The following is a 21,727-nucleotide window of genomic DNA, read 5'->3' as shown; positions in this document are numbered from 1 at the left end:
TTAGTAACTTACTAATGTTAAGTTGTATTGAGTTTTACCCGGTAAAAAAGGTGAAGCTGTCCCTTTTTGCCAGTCGCTATGTCCTTTTTTGTAAAAAGGACTCCATGGATGACTCGATTGACTTGTTGGCATTTGCATTATCCCCGAAGACTCATGTCCTGGAGATACAACCATGCGTTGTGATGCACCAAACGCACGGCCTTGTACTCTTGGCATATAACTATCGCCAGGTAATGCCACTTCTGGCATATCTAACCAATAACCAATTAAAGGTACGCCATTACTTAATGGGTGAGTAATGTTACTAACATTTTGTTGGCCCCAGGTTGCTTCATCTAACGATTGGTTTTCAGTCATTTTATTGATTACTTCTTTAAATGAATCAACAAAGAGCTGTTGCCAATTACTTGCAGGTAACGCGGTATAGTTAGTTGGTTTTTGGGTAATTAATTGCCACAAAGGCGTTTCAATTTGATGTGCTAGCACTGAGAAGTCAAAGCTTTCTGTTGTTGAAGAAAGTGTATCATTTAATTCGCTAAATAATTTATTTCTCAGTGTTATTCGAAAGTTTCGCACGATACGGTAGGCAACTGAATCGACAGAAGCTTTTAGCGTACTCTCCGATTCAATGATGTTTTTTGCTAGTGTCAGGTTGGGGAACTTTTCTAGTGTTTCATCTGTTAGTACTGTTGCCAAAATAAAGTTACGCCAGCGCTTTAAAAACAAAGCGTCATCGTCTAATGCAATAGCAAGTAAATCTTCTTCATTAAAGCGTTGTTTTTCAAAAAGTCGTTGTTTTATTTGGTGACTACGCGCACCCAGTGCATAACCACCGTTGCCAATTACTTCATACATTTTCCCGCCAACTACACGTGAATTAGCGGTCCACAAACGATCAGTGCTTGGGTTTAATACCTTAGGGTATGCCTGTGGTAACAGATATCCTTGCCAAGAGTAATCACCATTGGCCCATGAATGTGGTAAGTCACCAAAGTCAGTGGACTTTTTAGGAATAGCGCCCATAATCGTCCAGCCAATATTGCCCGCACTATCACCAACAACAAAATTTTGCTGAGGAATTCCTGACTTAGCAGCAACTTCTAATGCGTGTTCTGCTGTATGGGTATATTCTAAAGCTTGTGCGTAAAAGTTAACGGCTTGACGGTCGTGAGCTACCCAGCGATAAGCAAGTAAGTTATCAGCGTCCTTTGCACTAATAACAGGCCCCCAAATAGTTTCTTTTGAAATAAATTTAGTAGGTTCTTTGCCTTTAACAGCGATCATGTGACGTTGATAGGTAAACGCTTTATAGCCTTCTGGTGTTAAATATTTGCTTTTATCCGCATTTGTTTCAAGCGCAATAACATCGCTCCAGTCACCATAGCTATTGGTAAACCCCCAAGCAATATGCCCATTACTTCCCGTAACCATTAGCGGTGTTCCAGGTAGTGTTAGTCCAGTAATGTTAATTTGCTTATCCTTATAGGGGTAACTAAATGATGCTCTAAACCAAGTGTTAGGCACACTTAGGCCTAAATGCATATCGTTGGCAACAATAGCACTGCCTGTTTGGCTAATATTACCTGCTACTGCCCAATTGTTAGAGCCTGGCATTTGTTCTGTTTGGTAGTCGGCTAAAGTGGTTGAGTTATACGTTGAATTAGCATTGTTTGACGTTGAGGTTACATTTGGCCATGGTGACTTAGGTAATTTGTTCGGAGAAAAATCATTGCTATTATCAGTATTATCGATAGTGGCATCCCACTGGCTACCTTTGGGGGTTAAAAATGAAAACACTTCGCTACCTAATGATTGATATAAGGTAGCTAAGCTTTGTTCGCGCTTGCCTTTAGCCTCTTGCAAGTCGAGATACATACTCATAATAACTAGTACTGAATCCTCTTCCCGCCACTGCGCTGGCGTTTGTTGTAATAACAAATACTCAAAAGGAGGAGATTTAAGTGCATCTAACCCTGAATTTACGCCTTTAGCATAGGCTTTTAATAATGAGAGTTGCTCGTTGGGTAGGTGATTAATAATATCAATAGCGCGTTTTCTAAAATTATGTAAGCGATTAGACTTGTCGTAAGCTAGTGTCATATCGCCGAATAAACTTGATAATTCTCCAGCGGAGTTTTTTCTAAGTAAATCCATTTGAAAAAAACGTTCTTGTGCATGGATGAAGCCGGTCGCAGTAGCAAGATCTTCTCTATTATTAGCTGTAATTGTTGCAATGCCTTGTGCGTCTCTAGCAATATTAACGTCTGCTTTTAGCCCATAAACGTTTGTTTTACCTTCAAGTAATGGCAGGGAACCGTCTAATTGACTGTAAATCCAAGTAGTAATGATAGCAACAATAAGGCTAGTGATAAAAAGCACGGTAAGAGCTATTCGTTTAAGTGACATCATCTATCTGTTTTTGTTGTAAAATATCTTTGAAGATTAGCCTAGTTTTGCTGTTGAAACAATCAGTAAAATGTTACTAGAAGGCGGGGTGAGAGAAATAAAAGCGCCACTAAGTTTAATATTTGTTGAATTGTTGTTAAATTAAGCAGTTAATAGGTGGTTTAAAAGGCTTTTTGTGTAATAATTGAAGTCATTGTTAGATTTTAAAATAACAATATTTGAACCTTTTTATCAAAATTCAAATATTGCGATGTAGAAAAATAGCTCAATATAAGTAGATTATTTGTTTTCATTTTTAGCCTTATTTGAAATAATTTCCTTTGATATAAATATAACAATTCAGTGCATAGTTGAAGGAAAAGCTATTGTGAAAATAAATAAGTGCCAAGACCGATAGTTTAGAATGGTACTCCGCGGATTATAAAAATTATGAGTGATACAACACCTCGTTATGTTCAAATCGATAATTGGATATTTGAATTAAAAATGGTTAGGGCGTTAAAAGTAGATGAATACGGTAAACCATATTCTGCAATTGCTAATTGTAATATCAACGGCGAAAATATGTATGTTGACGGCTTACTAACAAAAGAAGACGAAGGAATAAGTAAAGAAGACTTTTTAACCTTTCTTAAGTTTTCAAAACAATTAGGATTAAAAGGTTTTTCTTATCATCGTTATCATAACGGTGAATCTTCAGTTAAAGATGCACACATTGATAAGTTAGATTCTTACGAAGACTTTGAAGCACCTGAAGAAAAAGTTGAAACTCAGCAGACAATTCGCTTAGTAAAATAATCTGCTTGCTTTTCAAATGGCAGTTAGAAGTGCTATTGCTATAGCACACTTCTTATTGCTGTTGTTTTAAGTGATTTTGCCTGTTAGTTTACTCATACCTTTGTGAATGAAATTATCAGTATATGGCAATTGTTAGCCCTTGGAAGCAAGACTTTCCTGTTTTTACTACATATCAAGAACTTTGTTATTTAGATAGCGCAGCCACTTGCTTAACACCTAAGCGAGTGGCCGATGCAATGCATTACTATCAATGTCACTTACACGCTAATAGCCATAAAGGCTTATATCAATTAAGTGCGAATGTTACGGCTCAAGTTGAAAAAGCGCGTGAGCGTATTGCAGAATTTATTGGTGCATCTGATCAAAACACTATTGTCTTTACTTCTGGCACGACAGAAAGTATCAACTTAATTGCTTATAGCTATATTGCCTCTAGATTAACCTCTGATAGCAATATTATTATTAGTGCTGCAGAGCATCACGCTAATTTATTGCCTTGGCAACGGTTATGTCAACAAACGGGGGCTTCATTAAGAGTTGCTCCGCTTGATCAATACGGTGTTATTGATATTGCTCAGTTAAAAGCTTTGGTAGATAGCCATACGGCTTTAATTTCTATTAGCCATAGTTCAAATGTTATAGGTAAGATAAACCCTGTCCAAAACATTTGTCAGTTTGGTCGACAAAGAAATATTATTACTGTTATTGATGGCGCACAAGCCGTTTGTCATGGTGGTATTAATGTGGAGGCTATTGGTTGTGACTTTTATGTTTTTTCTGGACATAAAATTTATGGGCCAACCGGATGTGGCGTTTTATATTGCCGTATAAACGTAATAGACCAAATGCAGCCTTATCAGGTTGGGGGTGGCGTTATAGATAATGTTACTTATGAGTCGAGCCGTTACTTATCAGGGCCGTTAAAGTTAGAGGCCGGGTCGCATAACGTAATTGGTATTATTGGACTAGTTGAAGCCATTAATTATTTAGACGATATTGGCTGGCCAGATATTACTCATTATTTAAAGACGTTAAGTGGTTATATGCAAAAGAGTTTATCTCAACTTAACGTGATAAAGCCTGTTGTACCCAATAGCTTTATAACCACTCACTTAGATACACAAGCAACGCCTTATCTTACGAGTTTTCAACTTGATAAAGTACATAGTCATGACGTTGCTAGTATGCTTGATAGTAAAAACATTGCAGTGCGAGCCGGACACCATTGCGCGCAACCCTTACACAAAGCATTAGGAATTAATACCAGTGTTCGTGTATCTTTAGGCTTATATAATGAACGCTCTGATATAGATCGGCTGATAGATGGTTTGGCTCAAACACACAAATTACTATTGATCGAGTAATATAATGGTTGAATCACAACAGTTAACTAACGATACCGCAATGCTATACCAACAGGCTTTGCTAAATCATCATAAATCGCCAGTAGGGTATGAACTTAAGTTTGATGTAAGTCTCAGCGCTGATGGTGTTAATGCGGCATGTGGAGATGAAATTGTTATTCAAGTTCAAGTCAATAAAGGTATTATTACTGCGCTTGGTTTTTCAGGTGATAGTTGTGCTATTTGCCGTGCGTCAGCATCAATGATGTGTCAGTACTTGATTAATTATTCGTTAGCAAAAACTCAAGTTACTATTGATAACGTTATCAATAATATAAACTCTGTAAACGATCACCACGCTAACTTTGAACCTGAATTACAGCCGCTACTTGCAGTTAGAAAATTTCCCATCAGAAAGCAATGTGCTATTTTACCTTGGAATACCTTAGCGCTGGCTATTTCAGCTAGCTGATTATCTAAATTAGACTGGAACTATCGAGTACAATAATGCAAGAAAACTGGCTGCAATTTATTCATTATTTTAATGTTAATGAACGTTATGTGCTTGCAACTATTTGTGCGACTAAGGGCTCTACTTATCGTAAAACCGGCACCATGATGCTGATTTCAGCAAATGGAAACTGTATTGGGTTGCTTAGCGGTGGTTGTTTAGAAGCAGATATCTGTTTACACGCGCAGCAGGCGCTTAATGATAACCAATCTCTTATTATTCAATACGATTTAAAAGCGGATAGTGAGTTGTTATGGGGCTTAGGCTTAGGGTGTGATGGCGCAATCGATATTTTATTACAGCCATTAACGCCAGAAAATAATCATCTAGACTTTGCTAAGGTTATATCGGCCGCTAAAACAAGACAACTAGGGGCTTATTGCCAAATAATAAATACCCTAAAACCAGCAGAAGCATACTTTACTAACACTACTGCTGGCTCAAGTGAGCTTGATGACTTTTTACATAAGCTAAACGCAAAATCTCTACATGATAGCCACATACTTGTAGTACCAATTATTCCACCAATTTCAGTTGTTATTTGCGGTGCAGGACCTGATGCAGAGCCAGTTGCTCAATTGTTATTACAAATGGGTTGGCAAGTAGAAGTATGGGATCATCGTCAGCAATATCTAGATCAGCCTTGCTTTTTGGGCTGCCAACGAAAAAAAATTCGTGCAGAGCATATTAGTGTACATGATTTTGATGGCTTTGATGGCGCAGTTGTTATGACACATAACCTTGAGTCGGATAGCGTTATAGTTGATAAAGCTTGGCAGTCATCACTTTCTTATATTGGTGTATTAGGGCCTAAAGGCCGCCGCGACAAATTAATTACACCTCTAACGTTAACAGAGTCTGAAATTGAGGGGCGATTATATGGGCCTATCGGATTAGATCTAGGCGGGAGAGGCCCGCAAGCGATAGCCTTGTCAATTGCTGCACAAATACAACTACACTTTAGCCAAAACGAAAAACGTAAACAAAACTGTTTCCCTTACATTTACCAAAGGTAATCTCATGAAACCTCTTGCTATTGTTGTTTTGGCAGCAGGATGCTCTAGTCGATTAGGGCAAAATAAACACTTAGTCAGTATTCAAGGGCAAGCGTTAATAACCAAGCAATGCCATGAATTATTACTACTTAATTTACCTATCTATTGTGTAGTCGGTTATCAGGTCGAGCAAGTAAGTGCTGCGCTAAAATCACTGCCGAAAGTTAATGTTTTAGAAAATAAATATTGGACAGAAGGGCTTGGTATTTCTATAGCTTGTGCGACCAAAGCATTACAATCTCAGTATGAAAACTTGATTTTTATACTGGGTGATCAATGGCAATTGAATGCAACTAATGTGCAAGAATTTATTGCCTCGCATAATTTTTCTGAAGACATTATTACTGTTGCTAGCAATCTACCAAGTAACTCAATAAACCAAGGGAAGATCTTACCTTCACAGGTTTCTCCACCCGTTATTTTTAATCAGCGATATTACCATCAATTGTGCTTGTTAGCGGGGGATAAGGGAGCAAAAGCTATAATATCAGCACATTTTTCCCGCATAAACGCGGTTCATTTTCCACAAGCATTTGTTGATCTTGATACTCCAGAACAATTAACTGCGCTAAGGGCACTTTATTCGCGTTAGTAAAGGTTATAGTTTGTTATTAAGGTCTACGCCCCTTGATTTTTGTTGTAGCTTTAAACTTAAAAATTAACTGAATCAAGTTTTTAAATTTCCATTTAGTTGTTAGAATAGCGCCCATTATCAATGTTTGGGTCTGTTAATTAGGATTACCATGGCATCACTTCAAGAACAATTATTAAAAGCAGGCTTAACCACTAAGCAAAAAGCGCGTCAAGCTAATGCTGATAAGCGTAAAAAAAATAAGCAAAAGCGCAGTGGAGCAAATGTGGAAGTTAGTTTGCAAGAACAAGTTAAGCAAGATCTTGAAAAAACAAGATTAGCAAAGCAAGAAAAAGACAACGCATTAAACGAAGAAAAGAAAAAACAGCTTGCGCAAAAAGAGCTACAGCAACGCATATTACAAATTTTAACGAGTCATCAATTTAAAGCGCCACAGGGCGAGTCAGTTTATAACTATAACTTTCATGGCGTTGTTAAAAAACTATATGTAGATGACGTAACCCATAAAGCTCTGGTTAATGGGCGTTTAGCGCTGTGTGGCTTAGATAATATGACTTATGTTGTTACTCGTGAGACTGCAGAAAAAATTTCGACGCTCGATAGTACTATTATTTTGGTTAAAAATGATAAAACAGAAGCAGAGCAAGTCGATGAAAGTGACCCTTACGCAGATTATCAGATCCCTGATGATTTAATGTGGTAATCAATACATTATTTTTAACAACTTTTTGCTGTATTAAACAGCGTAATTTAATTTTGGATTTCTATTTATGTTTATTATTCGCTGGATTGTAGGGCGCGTTATTTTAGTATTAAATTTTATTTTTTCACCGTCTTCACCTAAATTAAGCACAGAGCAACAAGCTGAACTTGACCAAAAACTTGCTCATTTAAGTTTATATCAGTTGCCCGCTTGCCCCTTTTGTGTAAAGGTTCGCAGAGCGATGAAACGTAACGGTTTTAATATTGAATTAAGAAATATTAACCAGCAACTTGCTTATCAAGATGAATTAATTAAGTTTGGCGGTAAACGCAAAGTGCCCTGCTTACGTATTGCCAATAAAGAGGGTACAGATACTTGGCTTTACGAGTCTTCTGATATTGTTGAATATTTAACACAATTTGCTGAAACTAAATCATAAAATTTACAGCATAGTGAATAATATTAGTCGATTGTCAGGTCTGTAATCTATACCCAAGCCAGCTCAATTCCAACTGTAACTCGTATCTTGAGGTGGTTTGGGTAAATACACCAAACTTAATAGGCTAATATTATGCGTATAAAAATCCCCAAAAGCTGGCAACTTACCGCAAACGATGTTACCGACGAATCAGTTTATCGTCAGCGTCGTACTTTATTAAAAAACATGGGGTTTTTAGGCGCAGGGGCATTAATGTCTACACCTGCCCATTCGTTAGATTGGTTCTCTAAATCAGCCAAAAAAACATTTATTACAGAGCCATTAACCTATCTGCCACAAAGCGATAAACAACAAATTCTAACCCCAGAAAGTAAAGTGATTAGTCATAATAACTTTTATGAGTTTGGTGCATCTAAAAGCGACCCAGTTAATAATGCACAGTCGTTTCAAACAAACCCATGGCAATTAACTATATCTGGGCAAGTTGAAAATAAAATAATCCTAGACTACGACGATTTAACACGCTTATTTGCCCTTGAAGAACGTATTTATCGATTACGTTGTGTTGAAGCGTGGTCGATGGTAATTCCTTGGGTTGGATTTCAATTGTCAACACTGCTCGCTAAAGCTAAGCCTTTATCATCGGCAAAATATGTTGCCTTTGAAACTCTTGAAGACCCAGAGCAAATGCCGGGTCAAGCAAGTCGAAGGCTTGGTGGTGGTATAAACTACCCTTATGTAGAGGGGTTACGTATTGATGAAGCTGAAAACCCACTGACATTAATGGCTGTAGGTTTATATGGCAAAACATTACCTCCACAAAATGGTGCACCTATTCGCCTTGTAGTGCCTTGGAAATATGGCTTTAAAAGTATTAAATCAATTGTTGGCATTACCTTATTAGATAAACAACCTCCGACTACCTGGAATCAATTAGCGGCCAATGAATATGGCTTTTATGCCAATGTAAACCCTGGGGTTGATCATCCAAGATGGAGTCAAGCTAGTGAACGCAGAATAACCACTGGAGGCCTGCTGGCGCGAAATCGTATTGATACCCAAATGTTTAATGGTTATGGTGAGCAAGTTGCTCATTTATATAAAGGTATGGATCTTCGGGCTAATTATTAATGCAAAGTCAGTTACGGCAAAAAATTATCGTTGTGAAAGCCGTTATTCATTGTATTTGTATATTGTTACTGGTGAATGAATACTGGCTTGCCCTTAATGATGGTCTTGGTGCTGACCCAGTTGAAGCAGTGTTACATTTTACCGGTATTGGTGCATTAAATTTATTAATTATTAGTTTGAGTATTACACCCGTTATACGCCTATTTAAGTTTACTTCGCTCATCAATTACCGACGGATGTTAGGGGTTTATAGCTTTGTTTATGCGCTGATGCATTTGCTGAGCTTTCTGGCTTTTGAGGTTCAATTTGATTGGCGTTTATTTATTACCGAAATTATTGAGAGGCCTTACATGACTTTGGGTATGGCTGCGATAGTTATTTTGTTGTCACTGACGTTAACGTCAACAGCTCGTGTGAAGCGTAAAATGGGTAAGTCGTGGCAGAAGTTACATAACTGGGTGTATTTAGCCATTATTTTGGCGAGTGTTCACTTTTATATGTCGGTTAAATCAGATGTGGTACAACCCATTATCTATGCGACAATTGTAGCCATTTTATTGTGGTTTCGTCGCAAAAAATTTCAAAAGTATCTTTAACCATCATTTTTAGCAATTCGTTACAACAGCTATGTTGATTATCATGTCTGCTATTTGTCCTAATTATTGGTCAACCTGTCGCAGAACACCGATTGAAAAGCCTTAATCTATTGCTCAGTGCGGTTATTCGTAATATTGTTGAATCCTAAAAATTTATAACGCTATTTCTATTTATCGCACCCATTCGATAAGCTATAAGGGAAAACTACTATGAATAAATATTTACCGTCATTATTAGTGGCGGCGGTGTCAGTTGCATTAACCGGTTGTTTGCAAACTGAAGCGCAAGATGAAAAAGTTGTCATTAATAAAAATCCTTATCCAAGTGCATACAAAGTATTACCGTCGCAAGTTACCTTAATTAAAAATGCTACCGTGTTAACGGGTACAGGCGAGCGTATTGATAATGCTGACGTATTAATGAATAACGGTAAAATTGTTCAAGTAGGCCAAAACTTATCTGATGCGAATGCCTTAGAAATTAATGCCCAAGGTAAATGGGTTACACCAGGTGTGATTGATGTTCATTCACATTTAGGCGTTTATCCTAGCCCTTCAGTTGAATCTCATTCAGATGGCAATGAAGCCACACAGCCTAATACTTCTGAAGTATGGGCAGAGCACGGTATTTGGCCACAAGATCCTGGTTTCCAAGCTGCAAGAGCAGGTGGGGTTACTACATTACAAATTTTACCTGGTTCGGCAAACTTATTTGGCGGTCGTGGCGTAACTTTGCGTAATGTGCCAAGCCATACTATGCAAGGAATGAAGTTCCCAGACGCCCCTTACGGCTTAAAAATGGCTTGCGGTGAAAACCCTAAGCGTGTTTATGGTGGCAAGAAAGTATCACCATCTACTCGTATGGGAAATATGGCTGGCTATCGTATGGCATGGGCTGAAGCAACTGAATATAAACGTGCTTGGGATAAATATGAGTCTGATTATGCTGCGGGTAAAAATCCAGAAGCACCTGCACGTGATATTGAGCTAGACACTTTAAAAAGTGTATTAGAAGGCGAAATTAAAATTCATAATCATTGCTATAAAGCTGAAGAAATGGCGATGATGATTGATTTGGGTAAAGAGTTTAATTACGACTCAGGAACATTCCACCATGCAATTGAAGGTTATAAAATTGCTGATCTTTTAGCTGAAAATGGTAATTGTGCGGCAATGTGGCCAGATTGGTGGGGCTTTAAAATGGAGGCCTTTGATATGGTTCAAGAAAATGTTGCCATTGTCGATGCTGCTAAAAACTCATGCGCTATTGTGCACTCTGACTCTGCCACTACTATTCAACGCCTGAACCAAGAAGCTGCTAAGGTAATGTATCGCGCAAATGATAATGGTTTTGAAATTAAACCAGAACATGCGATTACTTGGATCACAAGTAATGCAGCTAAGTCTTTAGGTCTTGAAGATACGGGCAGTTTAACTGCTGGTAAACGTGCCGATGTTGTTATCTGGAATAAAAGCCCATTCAGTATTTATGCACAGGCTGAGCAAGTCTTTGTTGATGGCGCCAAGGTTTATGATAGAAATGATGAAAAATATCAAGCGAAAAGCGATTTTATGCTAGGTCAGGAATAGAGGAATAACCATGAAAAATTTAACAATATTTAAATCTTCTCTTGTTGCGCTAGCGTTGGCGGCTGCTTCATCAGCTTTTGCTCAAAGTGTTGCTATTACAAATGCTACAGTTCACACCGTAACTGACCAAGGCGTATTAACTAATGCGACAGTTGTTATGGATAATGGTGTTATTACTGCCATTAACCCTGAAAGTGTTAGTGCAGATACTGTCATTGATGCCGAAGGGAAAATACTAACACCTGGTTTTATTGGAGTAATGAACCAACTAGGTTTGGTAGAAGTGTCTGCGGTATCTCGTACTAGAGATGCTGGTGATAAAAAGGCTGATATTACTTTTGATCCAAGTATTGCTTTTAACCCTAGATCAACGCTAATACCATACAGCAGAAAAGGCGGAATTACTTCTAACGTTGTAGCGCCTAGTGGTGGTGATGACATGTTTAAAGGACAAGCATTTGTTGCTGATTTATCAGGTAGCTTCGACAGTGTTATTGAAAAAAATACTGCTGTTATCATTGATTTAGGCTCACAAAGCCGAGGTTCGCGTGTACTAGCACTTCAGAAATTACGGGTTACCTTGGAAGATGCTAAAGATGACTTAGCAAAAGCGAAAAAAGCCAAAAGCAAAAAAGATGATAAAGCGAAAGAGCCTAAGCGCGACGAAAAAGTGATTAATGCATTACTTGCAGGTGAAACTCCGTTAGTTGCATACGCTGATCGTGCGACAGATTTACTTGAATTGATTAATATCAAAAAAGAATTTGGTGTAAACATTGTTGTCTCAGGAGGGGCTGATGCCGTGCTTGTTGCTAAACAGCTTGCCGAAGCAGAAGTTCCTGTTATTGTAAGCAGCATTAGTAACTTACCTAGCAGTTTTGATTCACTTCATTCGTCATTGGATAACGCTGCAAAGCTTAAAGAAGCTGGTGTTAAAGTGTTACTAACTATCAGTGGTGATACTCATAACTTGTACCAATTGCGTTTTGATACGGGTATTGCTGTTGCTAATGGTTTAGCCCAAGAAGATGCCTTAGCTGCTATTACAGCTAACATTGCTGATGTGTTTTCATTTAACGCGGGTCGTATAGCCGTGGGTAAAAAAGCAGATGTTGTTTTATGGACGGCAGATCCTTTTGAAATAAGTACTCAGGTTGATAAAATGTGGATTAACGGTGAGGAAGTAAGTACGCGTAGCCGTCAAGATGCACTGCGTGATCGCTATACCACACCTAGTAATATGCCGCGCGCATACACTAAATAGTTTATATTTCATCAGTTAACTTTAAGCCAAGGGTAACCTTGGCTTTTTTGTTTCTCTCACTGAAAGAGTTAATGAATTCTTTTAGCCTTTATTACACGCTATTACTCCATTACACTGATCATACATAATTAATATTAAGTGCTTTGTAAATGAGTTATATCACATTACTCACTAATGATTTTGGTAAAATTTCTCAATACCAGAAAGCTAATGGTATTGATATTCTTGAAATAAAACATCGCTTATGTGCGGCAAGCATAAGTTTATATGGTGGACAAGTGCTAAACTGGCAGCCTGTAGATCAATTGCCTGTTTTCTGGCTAAGTGATCGCAGTATTTATCAACCTGGAAAAGCAATAAGAGGAGGCATACCCATTTGTTGGCCATGGTTTGGTGCATATAAAGATGCGGGTAATCATGGTTTTGCCCGTCAAATACAATGGCACTTAGACGATATTAAATTAACAGAAAATGAAGTTGTATTAGTTTTTTCAACTGCAGGTGAAAACGTATCTCCATTTTGGCCACATGCATTTAAATTAGTACAGAAAATCTCATTTTCAACTGACTTTACTCAGCAGCTTACGATTGAAAATTTATCTGTTCAATCGGTAAAGTTTACCAGTGCATTACACAGTTATTTTAACGTAAGCTCTCCTAAAAATACGTCAATACAGGCGTTAAATAATGTGTTATTTGACGATAAAGTTTCTTTGTTGAATGATCAAAAAGATACGTTAACTAATTGTGTTGGCCCACTTGATCGAATTTATCATAATCAAAGTGTTCAACAGATTAAAGATATAGGTTGGCAACGAACGATAGAGGTTAAATCAACCCAGTGTGAGCAATGGGTTTTATGGAACCCTGGCCGTAAAATTGCTGAATCTATGACTGATATACATAAAGAGGGAGAAAATGAGTTTGTTTGTTTGGAGGCTGCTAATACAAAGTGGTTAACAATTGCAGGCCATGAAAGTATAACACTTGAACAAACCGTTTCTGTTAGTGCTAATAGCAATGTTACTCCACGATAAGGTGTTGATGAATTAACTGTTGGGTGAAGGCTGTTTTTAAATAAAAGCCACGAGGCAAGGTTAAAAAGGGCTCTCCTTTATGATTAAACGCTTTTGTTTTTGCACTGGCATTAGCCGCTTTGGGTCTTAACTGTAAAATATCACCATGTTTACCATTAATCTGTTCAACTTTTCCTAAAACAATCATATCTGTTAACTCTTGCCAGTCTTGAGCTAATTGCTGTTCTTGCTCTACGGAAGGTGACCAAATAAAAGGTGTTGCAACGATTCTTTCTGCTACAGGAATATGTCGTTCAGAAATAACAGGTACCCAAAGCACACGAGCTAACTTATTTTTCAGGTGACTATTTTGCCAAACAACCCCAGTTAAACCTATTAAGGGGGCAACACAAACAAAGGTGGTTTCAAGGGGTTTGCCTAGGTGGTTAATAGGTAGAGATTTTAATTCTATCCCTAACTCTGGAAAGTCTGGTTCAGGTTTAGAGCCAGCGCTAGCACCAAGCACATGCTCTAACAGTAGTCCTATCCATCCTTTTTCTTTAGTGAGGTTTTTAGGTACTTTAATACCCACCTGTGCAGCTATTTCGCCTAAGGTTAAGCCAGAAAGTGCCTGCGCCCTTTTTAAAAGTATTTGTTCGTTTTCTGGAGCACTGATAGATATCATAATTGTTTTTTGGGTCGCTGAAATTATTAAATTAATTGGATAAACCGATTGATTCACCATGGCTTATTATCCTGAGGGCAACATCATGTTGCAAGTATTGTTCGTTACCTTGTATCTATAAAGTAAAAACGCTTAAGCTTGTTGTTGTAGAATATAGGCTGTATCCAATAGATTGAAAATTAATTCTTTTTTATTACACTCATTCGGAGCAATTATTATTTGCTCAAAAGCCCCGTTTATGGAAGAATCAATTCATAACTAAAATTTACTAGGGGTTCCTGTGATAGATGCCGATGGCTATCGAGCCAATGTCGGCATAGTAATAATCAATGACAGGGGACAAGTATTTTGGGCCAGACGTAATGGTCAGCACTCATGGCAATACCCACAGGGTGGTGTAGATGATGGTGAATCAGCCGAACAAACTATGTATAGGGAGTTACATGAAGAAGTTGGCTTAAAACCTGAGCATGTGACAGTTGTTGCATCGACTAAACATTGGCTAAGATACAAATTACCAAAACGGTTAATAAGGCATGACAGTAAGCCCGTTTGTATTGGGCAGAAACAAAAATGGTTTTTGCTTAAATTAACCGCAAATGAGTCTGCGTTTGATTTAATTCACTCTGACCGTCCAGAATTTGACGATTGGCGTTGGGTTAGTTACTGGTATCCAGTACGACAGGTTGTTTCTTTTAAACGAGACGTTTATCGCAAAGTGATGAAAGAATTTGCTCCTCACACTATGCCTTATTATCGTCCAGAACGTCGTAAACGTAAAAATTGATTATTACTATGTTGTAATACTTACCCAGAAAGTAATCTAATTTCTATGGGTAAAATTATAGCTCGCTAAGTTGCGAGCTATAATTAATCCTCTTGGTATAGTGTAAGTAAAGTGGACTTTCTTTATAAGTATTAATATCTAACACCAAAGTGCTAGCAGAAAATTGCCGTATTACTCTCATTTAGTCTCATTAAATGATCATAGATTAACGTATTAATATCTTTTTACTTCGAGCAAAACTTCAAGGAAACTTATGCTAACAACCTTACGTCGAATAATTTTGGAGTTTAGCCAAGATAGTGAGCTAGAAAATGCTTTGCGCCGTATGGTAACTCGAATTAAGTTAGCAATGAATACGGATTGTTGTTCAATTTATCTTGCTGACTATCATCATCAACATTACATCTTAATGGCTTCAGACGGATTGGCTAAAGCCTCTCTTGGGCAAACAACAATTAACTTTAATGAAGGTCTTGTTGGCTTAGTAGGCCAACGAGAAGAACCTTTAAATATAGCTAATGCTAAAACACACCCTCACTTTTTTCATGTGCCTGAAGTGATGGAAGAAGCGCTAAATGCTTTTTTAGGTACGCCCATAATTCATCAACGTAAAGTGATTGGGGTACTAACTATTCAACAAAAAGCGACCAGAAACTTTAATGAAACCGAAGAAGCTTTTCTGGTTACTCTTGCTGCACAGCTTGCTACTTCATTGTCAAATGCAGAGGCTTCGGGCTTAATCTCAAAACCTAAACAAAATGGTCAATGGTTAAAACCATTAATGGGTGTCGCTGGTGCTGCTGGTGTTGCTATGGCGCCTATAATGGTAGTGCAACTCGTGGCAGACTTAAATACTATTGCCATTGAAAAATGTCAAAACATTCCTTATGAACAACAAAGACTTGAGCAGGCAATTAAAAAAACACTGTTAGACTTTCAAACAATGTCATCTCAGTTAGGAGAGATAATAACCGATAATAGTTTAGACATATTTGAAATGTACAAACAGTTGCTCGATTCGGCAAATTTAGGTGGAGAAATTAAGAAAAAAATTGACAAAAACTGGAGTGCAGAAAGTGCACTAAAGTTAGTTGTTGATAATTATATTTTACAATTTGAGAGCCTAGAAGATAGTTATTTGCGCGAGCGAGCTTCAGATATTAGAGATTTAGGGAATCGACTTTTACTCAACCTTCAGTCGCTTGATGCACAACAACAAGCTTCTCCTGAAGAGTTTATTTTACTGGCTAACGATGTTAGCGCTTCAATGGTTGCAGACTTTCAACATCAAGGGCTTAAAGCTATCGTCTCTTTTACTGGCTCAAATAACTCGCATGCCGCTATTTTAGCCAGAGCATTAGGCGTACCTGCTATTATGGGGTTAGAGCGAGTACCCGTAGGTAAATTAGATAAGCAAGTAGCCATTGTTGATGGCTACAATGGCGAGTTGTTTATAGCACCTAACGACGCCTTAATTCGAGAATATCAGCATTTAATTGTTGAAGAAGGAGAGCTGTTTGAAAAGGTTTTTAGTGTTAAAGACCTACCTAGTATTACCCCTGATGGTAAAGCTATAGAGTTACAACTTAATGCGGGTTTATCACAAGGCTTTGAACATTCTAAAGACAGTGGCGCTGTAGGAATTGGCTTATATCGAACAGAAATTCCGTTTATGGATCGCAGTTTTTTCCCATCGGAACAAGAGCAAACTCTACTTTACCAAAATGTATTAGCTGCTTTTCCTAAGCAGTCTGTAACTATGCGGACACTTGATGTTGGTGGCGATAAGTCGCTACCTTATTTTCCCATAAATGAAGATAATCCATTTTTGGGCTGGCGTGGTATTAGAATTACGTTAGATCATCCTGAAATATTTTTGGTGCAAGTGCGAGCGATGATGCGTGCTAATGTTGGTCACGGTAATTTAGAAATAATGTTACCGATGATTTCCAGTGTTTCAGAAGTTGAAGAAGCTTCTCGACTAATCAACCAAGCTTATTATGAATTGAGCTTAGAGCTTGAAGAAACAAATGACACGCCCATAGTAAAGCCTAAAGTAGGCATAATGATTGAAGTGCCAAGCAGTATTTTTCAACTTAAAGAACTCGCTGAAAAAGTCGATTTTTTCTCCGTGGGCAGCAACGATTTAACCCAATATTTGTTAGCGGTTGACCGTAATAATGCACGAGTGTCTAACTTGTATAGTTCGTATCATCCATCGGTTTTAAGAGCGTTAAATATGATTGCTGAGCAAGCGAACCAGTATCTAGTGCCATTGAGCTTATGTGGAGAATTAGCAAGTGAGCCTGCTGGTGCATTATTATTAATGGCAATGGGCTACGACAAGCTGAGTATGAACCCGCATAATATTTTGCGGATAAAATGGGTGATACGGCATGTTGAATTCAAACGAGCTAAAATTATATTATCTCATGCACTTACCTTTTCAAATGCTAAGCAAGTGCATAATTATTTAAATGAACAGTTAGAGCAACTTGGCTTGGGCGGATTTGTTCGCGCGGGTATGTAGTCATGATAGTTAGCACGTTAATATTTTGTATGTTGCTTGGATGTACTGCTGGATTCCTAGCAGGTTTACTGGGTATTGGTGGCGGATTAGTTATCGTGCCAGCATTAGTATATTTACTGCCTAGCTTAGGCATTCAGGCTGAACTTGTTATGCCTATTTCACTAGCCACTTCGTTGGCTTGTATTATGTTCACTACTATTTCAGCTGCTTGGGCACACCATAAAAACGCTAATATTCCTTGGGCTATTGCTCGTAAATTAATGGCGACAATTGCATTAGGCGCACTTATTGGTGCATACATTGCCGATGCACTTTCTAGCGCCACGTTAACAATAATTTTTGCATTTGCTGTTATTTTACTAGCAACATATATGCTGTTATCAATTCGTGTTGTTAAAGTTAAGCCTATGCCAAGTGATAAGATTATTGAGGCAATTGGCTTGTCTACAGGAACCATTGCCAGTTTAATGGGCATTTCTGGTGGTGCTATTTTGGTACCCGTATTAACTTATTTTTCAATGTCTATCCGCCATGCGATAGGTACTGCTACAATATGTGGTTTTGTCGTTGCCACATTTGGTGCAATGGGGTTTATTATCACAGGTATTGATCAAGAAAATTTACCTGAATGGAGCTTAGGCTACATTTATTTGCCTGCCTTATTAGGGGTGGTAACAACCTCATCATTATTTGCACCGTTAGGGGTTAAATTAGCAGGTAAATTACCCGTGAGAACCTTAAAAAAAATGTTTGCTGCTTTTTTGATTGTTGTAGCAATAAAAATGATATTCAAATAGCGCAATTAACGCGACAATACATTAGAAGTGACACGTAAGAGAAATCAATTATGAAACAATATTTAGCATTATGTCAGCGTATTATTGACGAAGGCACTTGGGTTGAAAATAAACGCACTGGCAAACGCTGCTTAACCGTTATCAATGCTGAATTAAATTATGATGTTGCGGCGAATGAATTTCCTATGATCACCACGCGTAAAAGTTATTGGAAAGCTGCTATTGCAGAATTGCTTGGCTACATACGTGGCTATGATAACGCGGCAGACTTTCGTGCGATAGGTTGTAACACATGGAATGCTAATGCTAACGACAATCAGGCGTGGTTAACTAACCCTCATCGTAAAGGTGAAGACGATATGGGTCGTGTTTACGGTGTTCAAGGGCGACGTTGGACTAAGCCCGATGGCGGTTTTGTTGATCAACTTAAAAAACTGGTTGATGACTTATCAAATGGCATTGATGACCGTGGTGAAATATTGTCTTTTTACAATCCAGGTGAGTTTCACATGGGCTGTTTGCGCCCATGTATGCATACACATACTTTTTCTTTATTAGGCGATACGCTTTATTTAACCAGCTATCAGCGTTCATGCGATGTACCGCTTGGGCTTAATTTTAACCAAGTTCAAGTGTTTGTTTTACTGGCATTAGTCGCACAAATTACTGGTAACAAACCTGGGCAGGCGTATCATAAAATTGTTAATGCGCATATCTATGAAGACCAATTAACATTAATGCGCGATGTACAATTAAAACGTGAACCTTTTGCTTCACCTAAGTTAATTATAAACCCTAAAATCAAGTCATTAAATGACCTAGAAACATGGGTAACTATGGACGACTTTCAGGTAGAAGGTTACGAGCATCACCCTGCTATAGCGTACCCGTTTTCGGTTTAAGTGTATTAAATTAATCTCACTAGCTATTTGACTATTTCTACTGGCTAAAACAATCAACCACTGCGTTGTTTATCTTATATTTATCCTGAACAACTAGTTATAAAAATAAACGCCTTGTATTTGACTATTTTTCCTGCGTATAAAAAAGTAGAACACTTAATTAATGAAACTGGTGTTATACCAGTTTCATTAAGGAGTGTTGAACTTTTCTGTATGTTTTTTCAGTAGCTTATTCGGTATTTATACAAGGCTGAGCTTGTGTTATTGGCGTTGTTCCCTTCAAATAAGTTGAATAATGAAAAGTTAATCAAAGGAGGTTTTTATCGTTATACTTTTATTCATTTTAGGGCACTGAAGAGACTCTTCAAGAGATTGAGTTAAGAGCTTATCCACTTGTAATTCAGACTCTACACTTTCATTATTGATAACTACCCAGCAATTACGAGACTTTATTTTTCCATAATAAAGTGCGGCATCAGCTAAGCTAATTAACTTTGACCACATACTTTGATTGGTCGTATTAATAAATGGGTACTTAACTACGCCAATCGTGCAGGTTACTTTAATGGGTTCAAAATTCGATATTTCAAAAAGCTCTTGATTGATAGAATTTAAGATTCTATCGGCCAATAAGTATATTTCACTTTCTTTATTCAACCGTGCTATATAAACAAACTCTTCCCCACCCCAACGAATAAACAAGTCGGAATCACGAATTGTTTGGTTAATTCTTCGGCTAATTTCAACTAACACTTCATCTCCAGCCTGATGACCATAGTTATCATTAACCTTTTTAAAATGATCAATATCAAAAATATAAATCCCTAAAGAAATATCTTTATCAGCTCGTCTCTCCCTTTCAATGTAAGCTAATTCGCGTTCAATATTTTGCTCTAAATATCGCCGATTACCCAAATTTGTCAGTGAATCCCTTATACTCATTCTTTGATATTGCTCTGCTAATTTCTTTTTTTGACGCCACTGAGATAGGATCAGTAAAACAAAGCAAACTAGAACCACAAAAGATGCAATAAACAATCTTTGCCGACTGGCGTGAGTATTATCTCTTTCTTTTTGTAACTCTTCTTTTTGTTTTAATACAATTGTTTTTAGCTCTGATTCTTTTTGTAGCCTTTTTAACTCGGTATTTGAAGCGGCACTTGAACCTCTGCTTTTGAGCTGCGGCTCAAGTTTAGAAACAAACAGCTGTTTAAACTTTTTTAAACCTTCAAATTGTATTTTTGGGTCCTTAATATCAGTTAGACTCTTATAAATATCAAGTTCAACTTCAATGGTTGTTTTAGGAGCTAAGTTAAAGCAACTGTTTAACGAATGTTTTTTATTCCATTGATATTAAGACAATTCTAAGTAACAAGACAAATAGCGATCTGCTACAGGATTATTTTTTTTACGCCCACCTAATTGAACCATGTAGTTTTTGGATCTATCAAACTGCTTGCTCTTTGCTGCTGCATATGCAGAAAAAACCAGCGAGCCAATTATAAACTTATTTTCTGAGGAATTTACTTTATCTAAATAAATGAGCGCTTTATTATATTGCTGTAAATGAAGAAGGTAGGAAATACCTGTGTTGTAATCTGCCAATTGAATATTTTCTTTATGCCAAGCAATATAGTTATCATCAGTTGCTGTTTTCAATGCTTTAACATTGTCTTCTCTAACTCTCTGTAATAACTGAATGCCTTTTTGAATGTATTTATCGTTCCCATGAACAATATAGTTACTGGCTGTATCTAACATTATAGTGGTGAGCAGTGGGCTATCGTCAGCTGGTGCTATAGAAAGCGCGGTTTCATAACTTGCATATGACCCGGCAATATCACCAAAATTTGACTGGCGCCACGCAATATTCATTAATACTCTTACCGCAGATAATACATCATTGTTTTGTTTTGCATCGTGTACTAACTGCAGTGATCTTGGTATGAATTCTTCATATTCAGGATAAACATATTTAATGCACACTTCGCGGAAATGAAAGTCATCCGTAAGCGGCTCAACCTCTTTGCAGGTTCGAATGCCAGTTTGTATTTGTTTATGATTAAAGTGGTTAAAAGCTTGCTCTCGCCTTAACAAATAAAGCTCCACAGGGCTAGTTTGTTTTTTTATTTGATCTTGTAACCACTGATGTCTTTGTTCGTATGTAAGCTCAGATACTGACCCAGGCAATTTGGGTAACTGTTTAACATCATTGTATGAAAAACTGGCAAATGCAGAAGTAGGTGCAAATAAAAGCATGCTTATAACTAAAATATGTCTTAGTTTATTGCTCATTAACAATATCTCAATGTTTAAGTTAAAATTAGTACTTGATTTCGCTGCTAAATTGAAAGTCAAATATCAGTATAGCAAAAATATTTGAGTTGTTTTTTTGCATAATTTGAACAACAGCTAGTTTTTAAAGCACTTACAAGTGGGGTTAATCTTAAAGTGACTATTCACTATTTAGCTACAGTTCTGGATAAGCTATATAGGTCAATGTCACGCTTTTAGGTGTACCTGTCTTGATTCTCTCAAAACGTATTACATTGATAATTAATAACATAAGAAAATACGATTAA

The 21,727-nt window shown here is 37.5% G+C and carries 20 protein-coding genes; 16 read left to right on the top strand and 4 right to left on the bottom strand.

The features are described 5' to 3' along the window. On the bottom strand, positions 1-2,409 hold the full coding sequence (locus tag QUD79_RS13890) for a penicillin acylase family protein (protein ID WP_184420968.1): 2,409 nt from the start codon (positions 2,407-2,409) through the stop codon (positions 1-3). 426 nt (positions 2,410-2,835) lie between these two features. Here QUD79_RS13890 and QUD79_RS13885 point away from each other — a divergent pair, with 426 nt between their 5' ends. From QUD79_RS13885 to QUD79_RS13830, 12 genes are all read left to right on the top strand, one after another. Beyond that, positions 2,836-3,204, top strand: coding sequence for a hypothetical protein (locus tag QUD79_RS13885; protein ID WP_184420971.1), 369 nt, complete (start codon positions 2,836-2,838; stop codon positions 3,202-3,204). 122 nt (positions 3,205-3,326) lie between these two features. After that, positions 3,327-4,568 carry an aminotransferase class V-fold PLP-dependent enzyme gene (locus tag QUD79_RS13880; RefSeq protein WP_184420973.1) on the top strand — a complete coding sequence of 414 codons (1,242 nt, stop codon included), beginning with the start codon at positions 3,327-3,329 and terminating at the stop codon, positions 4,566-4,568. A gap of 4 nt (positions 4,569-4,572) precedes the next feature. Further along, positions 4,573-5,019 carry an iron-sulfur cluster assembly scaffold protein gene (locus QUD79_RS13875; RefSeq protein ID WP_184420975.1) on the top strand — a complete coding sequence of 149 codons (447 nt, stop codon included), beginning with the start codon at positions 4,573-4,575 and terminating at the stop codon, positions 5,017-5,019. 35 nt (positions 5,020-5,054) lie between these two features. After that, positions 5,055-6,074, top strand: a complete 1,020-nt coding sequence (locus QUD79_RS13870) for an XdhC family protein (protein ID WP_184420977.1) — start codon at positions 5,055-5,057, stop codon at positions 6,072-6,074. Positions 6,075-6,078: 4 nt separating this feature from the next. Further along, on the top strand, positions 6,079-6,705 hold the full coding sequence (locus tag QUD79_RS13865) for a nucleotidyltransferase family protein (RefSeq protein ID WP_184420979.1): 627 nt from the start codon (positions 6,079-6,081) through the stop codon (positions 6,703-6,705). 151 nt (positions 6,706-6,856) lie between these two features. Continuing rightward, a complete protein-coding gene (locus QUD79_RS13860; RefSeq protein ID WP_184420981.1) occupies positions 6,857-7,408 on the top strand; it encodes a DUF2058 domain-containing protein in 552 nt (183 codons plus the stop codon). A 67-nt stretch (positions 7,409-7,475) separates the two neighbouring features. Next, a complete protein-coding gene (locus QUD79_RS13855; RefSeq protein WP_184420983.1) occupies positions 7,476-7,847 on the top strand; it encodes a glutaredoxin family protein in 372 nt (123 codons plus the stop codon). A gap of 132 nt (positions 7,848-7,979) precedes the next feature. Continuing rightward, a complete protein-coding gene (gene msrP / locus QUD79_RS13850; protein ID WP_184420985.1) occupies positions 7,980-8,978 on the top strand; it encodes a protein-methionine-sulfoxide reductase catalytic subunit MsrP in 999 nt (332 codons plus the stop codon). After that, positions 8,978-9,574, top strand: a complete 597-nt coding sequence (gene msrQ, locus QUD79_RS13845; protein ID WP_184420987.1) for a protein-methionine-sulfoxide reductase heme-binding subunit MsrQ — start codon at positions 8,978-8,980, stop codon at positions 9,572-9,574. Before msrP ends, msrQ begins: the two co-directional genes overlap by 1 nt. 210 nt (positions 9,575-9,784) lie before the next feature. Continuing rightward, a complete protein-coding gene (locus QUD79_RS13840) occupies positions 9,785-11,164 on the top strand; it encodes an amidohydrolase (RefSeq protein WP_184420989.1) in 1,380 nt (459 codons plus the stop codon). Between the two features lie 10 nt (positions 11,165-11,174). Further along, entirely contained in the window at positions 11,175-12,428 is a 1,254-nt protein-coding gene (locus tag QUD79_RS13835; protein WP_184420998.1) for an amidohydrolase family protein, read from the top strand. A 149-nt stretch (positions 12,429-12,577) separates the two neighbouring features. Then, positions 12,578-13,465: a D-hexose-6-phosphate mutarotase gene (locus QUD79_RS13830; RefSeq protein ID WP_184421000.1), complete on the top strand. Its 888-nt coding sequence runs from the start codon at positions 12,578-12,580 to the stop codon at positions 13,463-13,465. Here QUD79_RS13830 and mutH read toward each other — a convergent pair. Next, entirely contained in the window at positions 13,452-14,129 is a 678-nt protein-coding gene (gene mutH, locus QUD79_RS13825; protein ID WP_184421830.1) for a DNA mismatch repair endonuclease MutH, read from the bottom strand. The two genes, QUD79_RS13830 and mutH, sit on opposite strands and share 14 nt — an antisense overlap. A 280-nt stretch (positions 14,130-14,409) precedes the next feature. Between mutH and rppH the strand changes: the two genes are divergently transcribed. The 4 genes from rppH (at position 14,410) to QUD79_RS13805 (ending at position 19,145) form a co-directional block, all read left to right on the top strand. Further along, positions 14,410-14,916, top strand: coding sequence for an RNA pyrophosphohydrolase (gene rppH / locus QUD79_RS13820; RefSeq protein ID WP_184421001.1), 507 nt, complete (start codon positions 14,410-14,412; stop codon positions 14,914-14,916). Positions 14,917-15,169: 253 nt separating this feature from the next. Next, complete coding sequence (gene ptsP / locus QUD79_RS13815) at positions 15,170-17,446, top strand: phosphoenolpyruvate--protein phosphotransferase (protein ID WP_184421004.1); 2,277 nt, start codon at positions 15,170-15,172, stop codon at positions 17,444-17,446. A gap of 2 nt (positions 17,447-17,448) precedes the next feature. Beyond that, positions 17,449-18,243: a sulfite exporter TauE/SafE family protein gene (locus QUD79_RS13810; protein WP_184421006.1), complete on the top strand. Its 795-nt coding sequence runs from the start codon at positions 17,449-17,451 to the stop codon at positions 18,241-18,243. 50 nt (positions 18,244-18,293) lie between these two features. Continuing rightward, positions 18,294-19,145, top strand: coding sequence for a thymidylate synthase (locus QUD79_RS13805; RefSeq protein ID WP_184421008.1), 852 nt, complete (start codon positions 18,294-18,296; stop codon positions 19,143-19,145). 303 nt (positions 19,146-19,448) lie between these two features. Here QUD79_RS13805 and QUD79_RS13800 read toward each other — a convergent pair whose 3' ends face one another. Both QUD79_RS13800 and QUD79_RS13795 read right to left on the bottom strand, forming a co-directional pair. After that, entirely contained in the window at positions 19,449-20,087 is a 639-nt protein-coding gene (locus QUD79_RS13800; protein WP_184421010.1) for a GGDEF domain-containing protein, read from the bottom strand. A gap of 411 nt (positions 20,088-20,498) precedes the next feature. Beyond that, positions 20,499-21,404: a hypothetical protein gene (locus QUD79_RS13795; RefSeq protein ID WP_286288723.1), complete on the bottom strand. Its 906-nt coding sequence runs from the start codon at positions 21,402-21,404 to the stop codon at positions 20,499-20,501. Positions 21,405-21,727: the final 323 nt, after the last annotated feature.

Source organism: Thalassotalea piscium (genome assembly GCF_030295935.1).
Lineage (GTDB): Bacteria > Pseudomonadota > Gammaproteobacteria > Enterobacterales > Alteromonadaceae > Thalassotalea_B > Thalassotalea_B piscium.
This window is presented reverse-complemented; position numbering and strand designations above follow the sequence as displayed.

What these genes read in the sequence shown, in the direction of transcription:
- QUD79_RS13890 (WP_184420968.1), bottom strand. Translation starts at nt 2,409, where the DNA reads ATGATGTCACTTAAACGAATAGCTCTTACCGTGCTTTTTATCACTAGC.
- QUD79_RS13885 (WP_184420971.1), top strand. Translation starts at nt 2,836, where the DNA reads ATGAGTGATACAACACCTCGTTATGTTCAAATCGATAATTGGATATTT.
- QUD79_RS13880 (WP_184420973.1), top strand. Translation starts at nt 3,327, where the DNA reads ATGGCAATTGTTAGCCCTTGGAAGCAAGACTTTCCTGTTTTTACTACA.
- QUD79_RS13875 (WP_184420975.1), top strand. Translation starts at nt 4,573, where the DNA reads ATGGTTGAATCACAACAGTTAACTAACGATACCGCAATGCTATACCAA.
- QUD79_RS13870 (WP_184420977.1), top strand. Translation starts at nt 5,055, where the DNA reads ATGCAAGAAAACTGGCTGCAATTTATTCATTATTTTAATGTTAATGAA.
- QUD79_RS13865 (WP_184420979.1), top strand. Translation starts at nt 6,079, where the DNA reads ATGAAACCTCTTGCTATTGTTGTTTTGGCAGCAGGATGCTCTAGTCGA.
- QUD79_RS13860 (WP_184420981.1), top strand. Translation starts at nt 6,857, where the DNA reads ATGGCATCACTTCAAGAACAATTATTAAAAGCAGGCTTAACCACTAAG.
- QUD79_RS13855 (WP_184420983.1), top strand. Translation starts at nt 7,476, where the DNA reads ATGTTTATTATTCGCTGGATTGTAGGGCGCGTTATTTTAGTATTAAAT.
- msrP (WP_184420985.1), top strand. Translation starts at nt 7,980, where the DNA reads ATGCGTATAAAAATCCCCAAAAGCTGGCAACTTACCGCAAACGATGTT.
- msrQ (WP_184420987.1), top strand. Translation starts at nt 8,978, where the DNA reads ATGCAAAGTCAGTTACGGCAAAAAATTATCGTTGTGAAAGCCGTTATT.
- QUD79_RS13840 (WP_184420989.1), top strand. Translation starts at nt 9,785, where the DNA reads ATGAATAAATATTTACCGTCATTATTAGTGGCGGCGGTGTCAGTTGCA.
- QUD79_RS13835 (WP_184420998.1), top strand. Translation starts at nt 11,175, where the DNA reads ATGAAAAATTTAACAATATTTAAATCTTCTCTTGTTGCGCTAGCGTTG.
- QUD79_RS13830 (WP_184421000.1), top strand. Translation starts at nt 12,578, where the DNA reads ATGAGTTATATCACATTACTCACTAATGATTTTGGTAAAATTTCTCAA.
- mutH (WP_184421830.1), bottom strand. Translation starts at nt 14,129, where the DNA reads ATGATATCTATCAGTGCTCCAGAAAACGAACAAATACTTTTAAAAAGG.
- ptsP (WP_184421004.1), top strand. Translation starts at nt 15,170, where the DNA reads ATGCTAACAACCTTACGTCGAATAATTTTGGAGTTTAGCCAAGATAGT.
- QUD79_RS13810 (WP_184421006.1), top strand. Translation starts at nt 17,449, where the DNA reads ATGATAGTTAGCACGTTAATATTTTGTATGTTGCTTGGATGTACTGCT.
- QUD79_RS13805 (WP_184421008.1), top strand. Translation starts at nt 18,294, where the DNA reads ATGAAACAATATTTAGCATTATGTCAGCGTATTATTGACGAAGGCACT.
- QUD79_RS13800 (WP_184421010.1), bottom strand. Translation starts at nt 20,087, where the DNA reads ATGAGTATAAGGGATTCACTGACAAATTTGGGTAATCGGCGATATTTA.
- QUD79_RS13795 (WP_286288723.1), bottom strand. Translation starts at nt 21,404, where the DNA reads ATGCTTTTATTTGCACCTACTTCTGCATTTGCCAGTTTTTCATACAAT.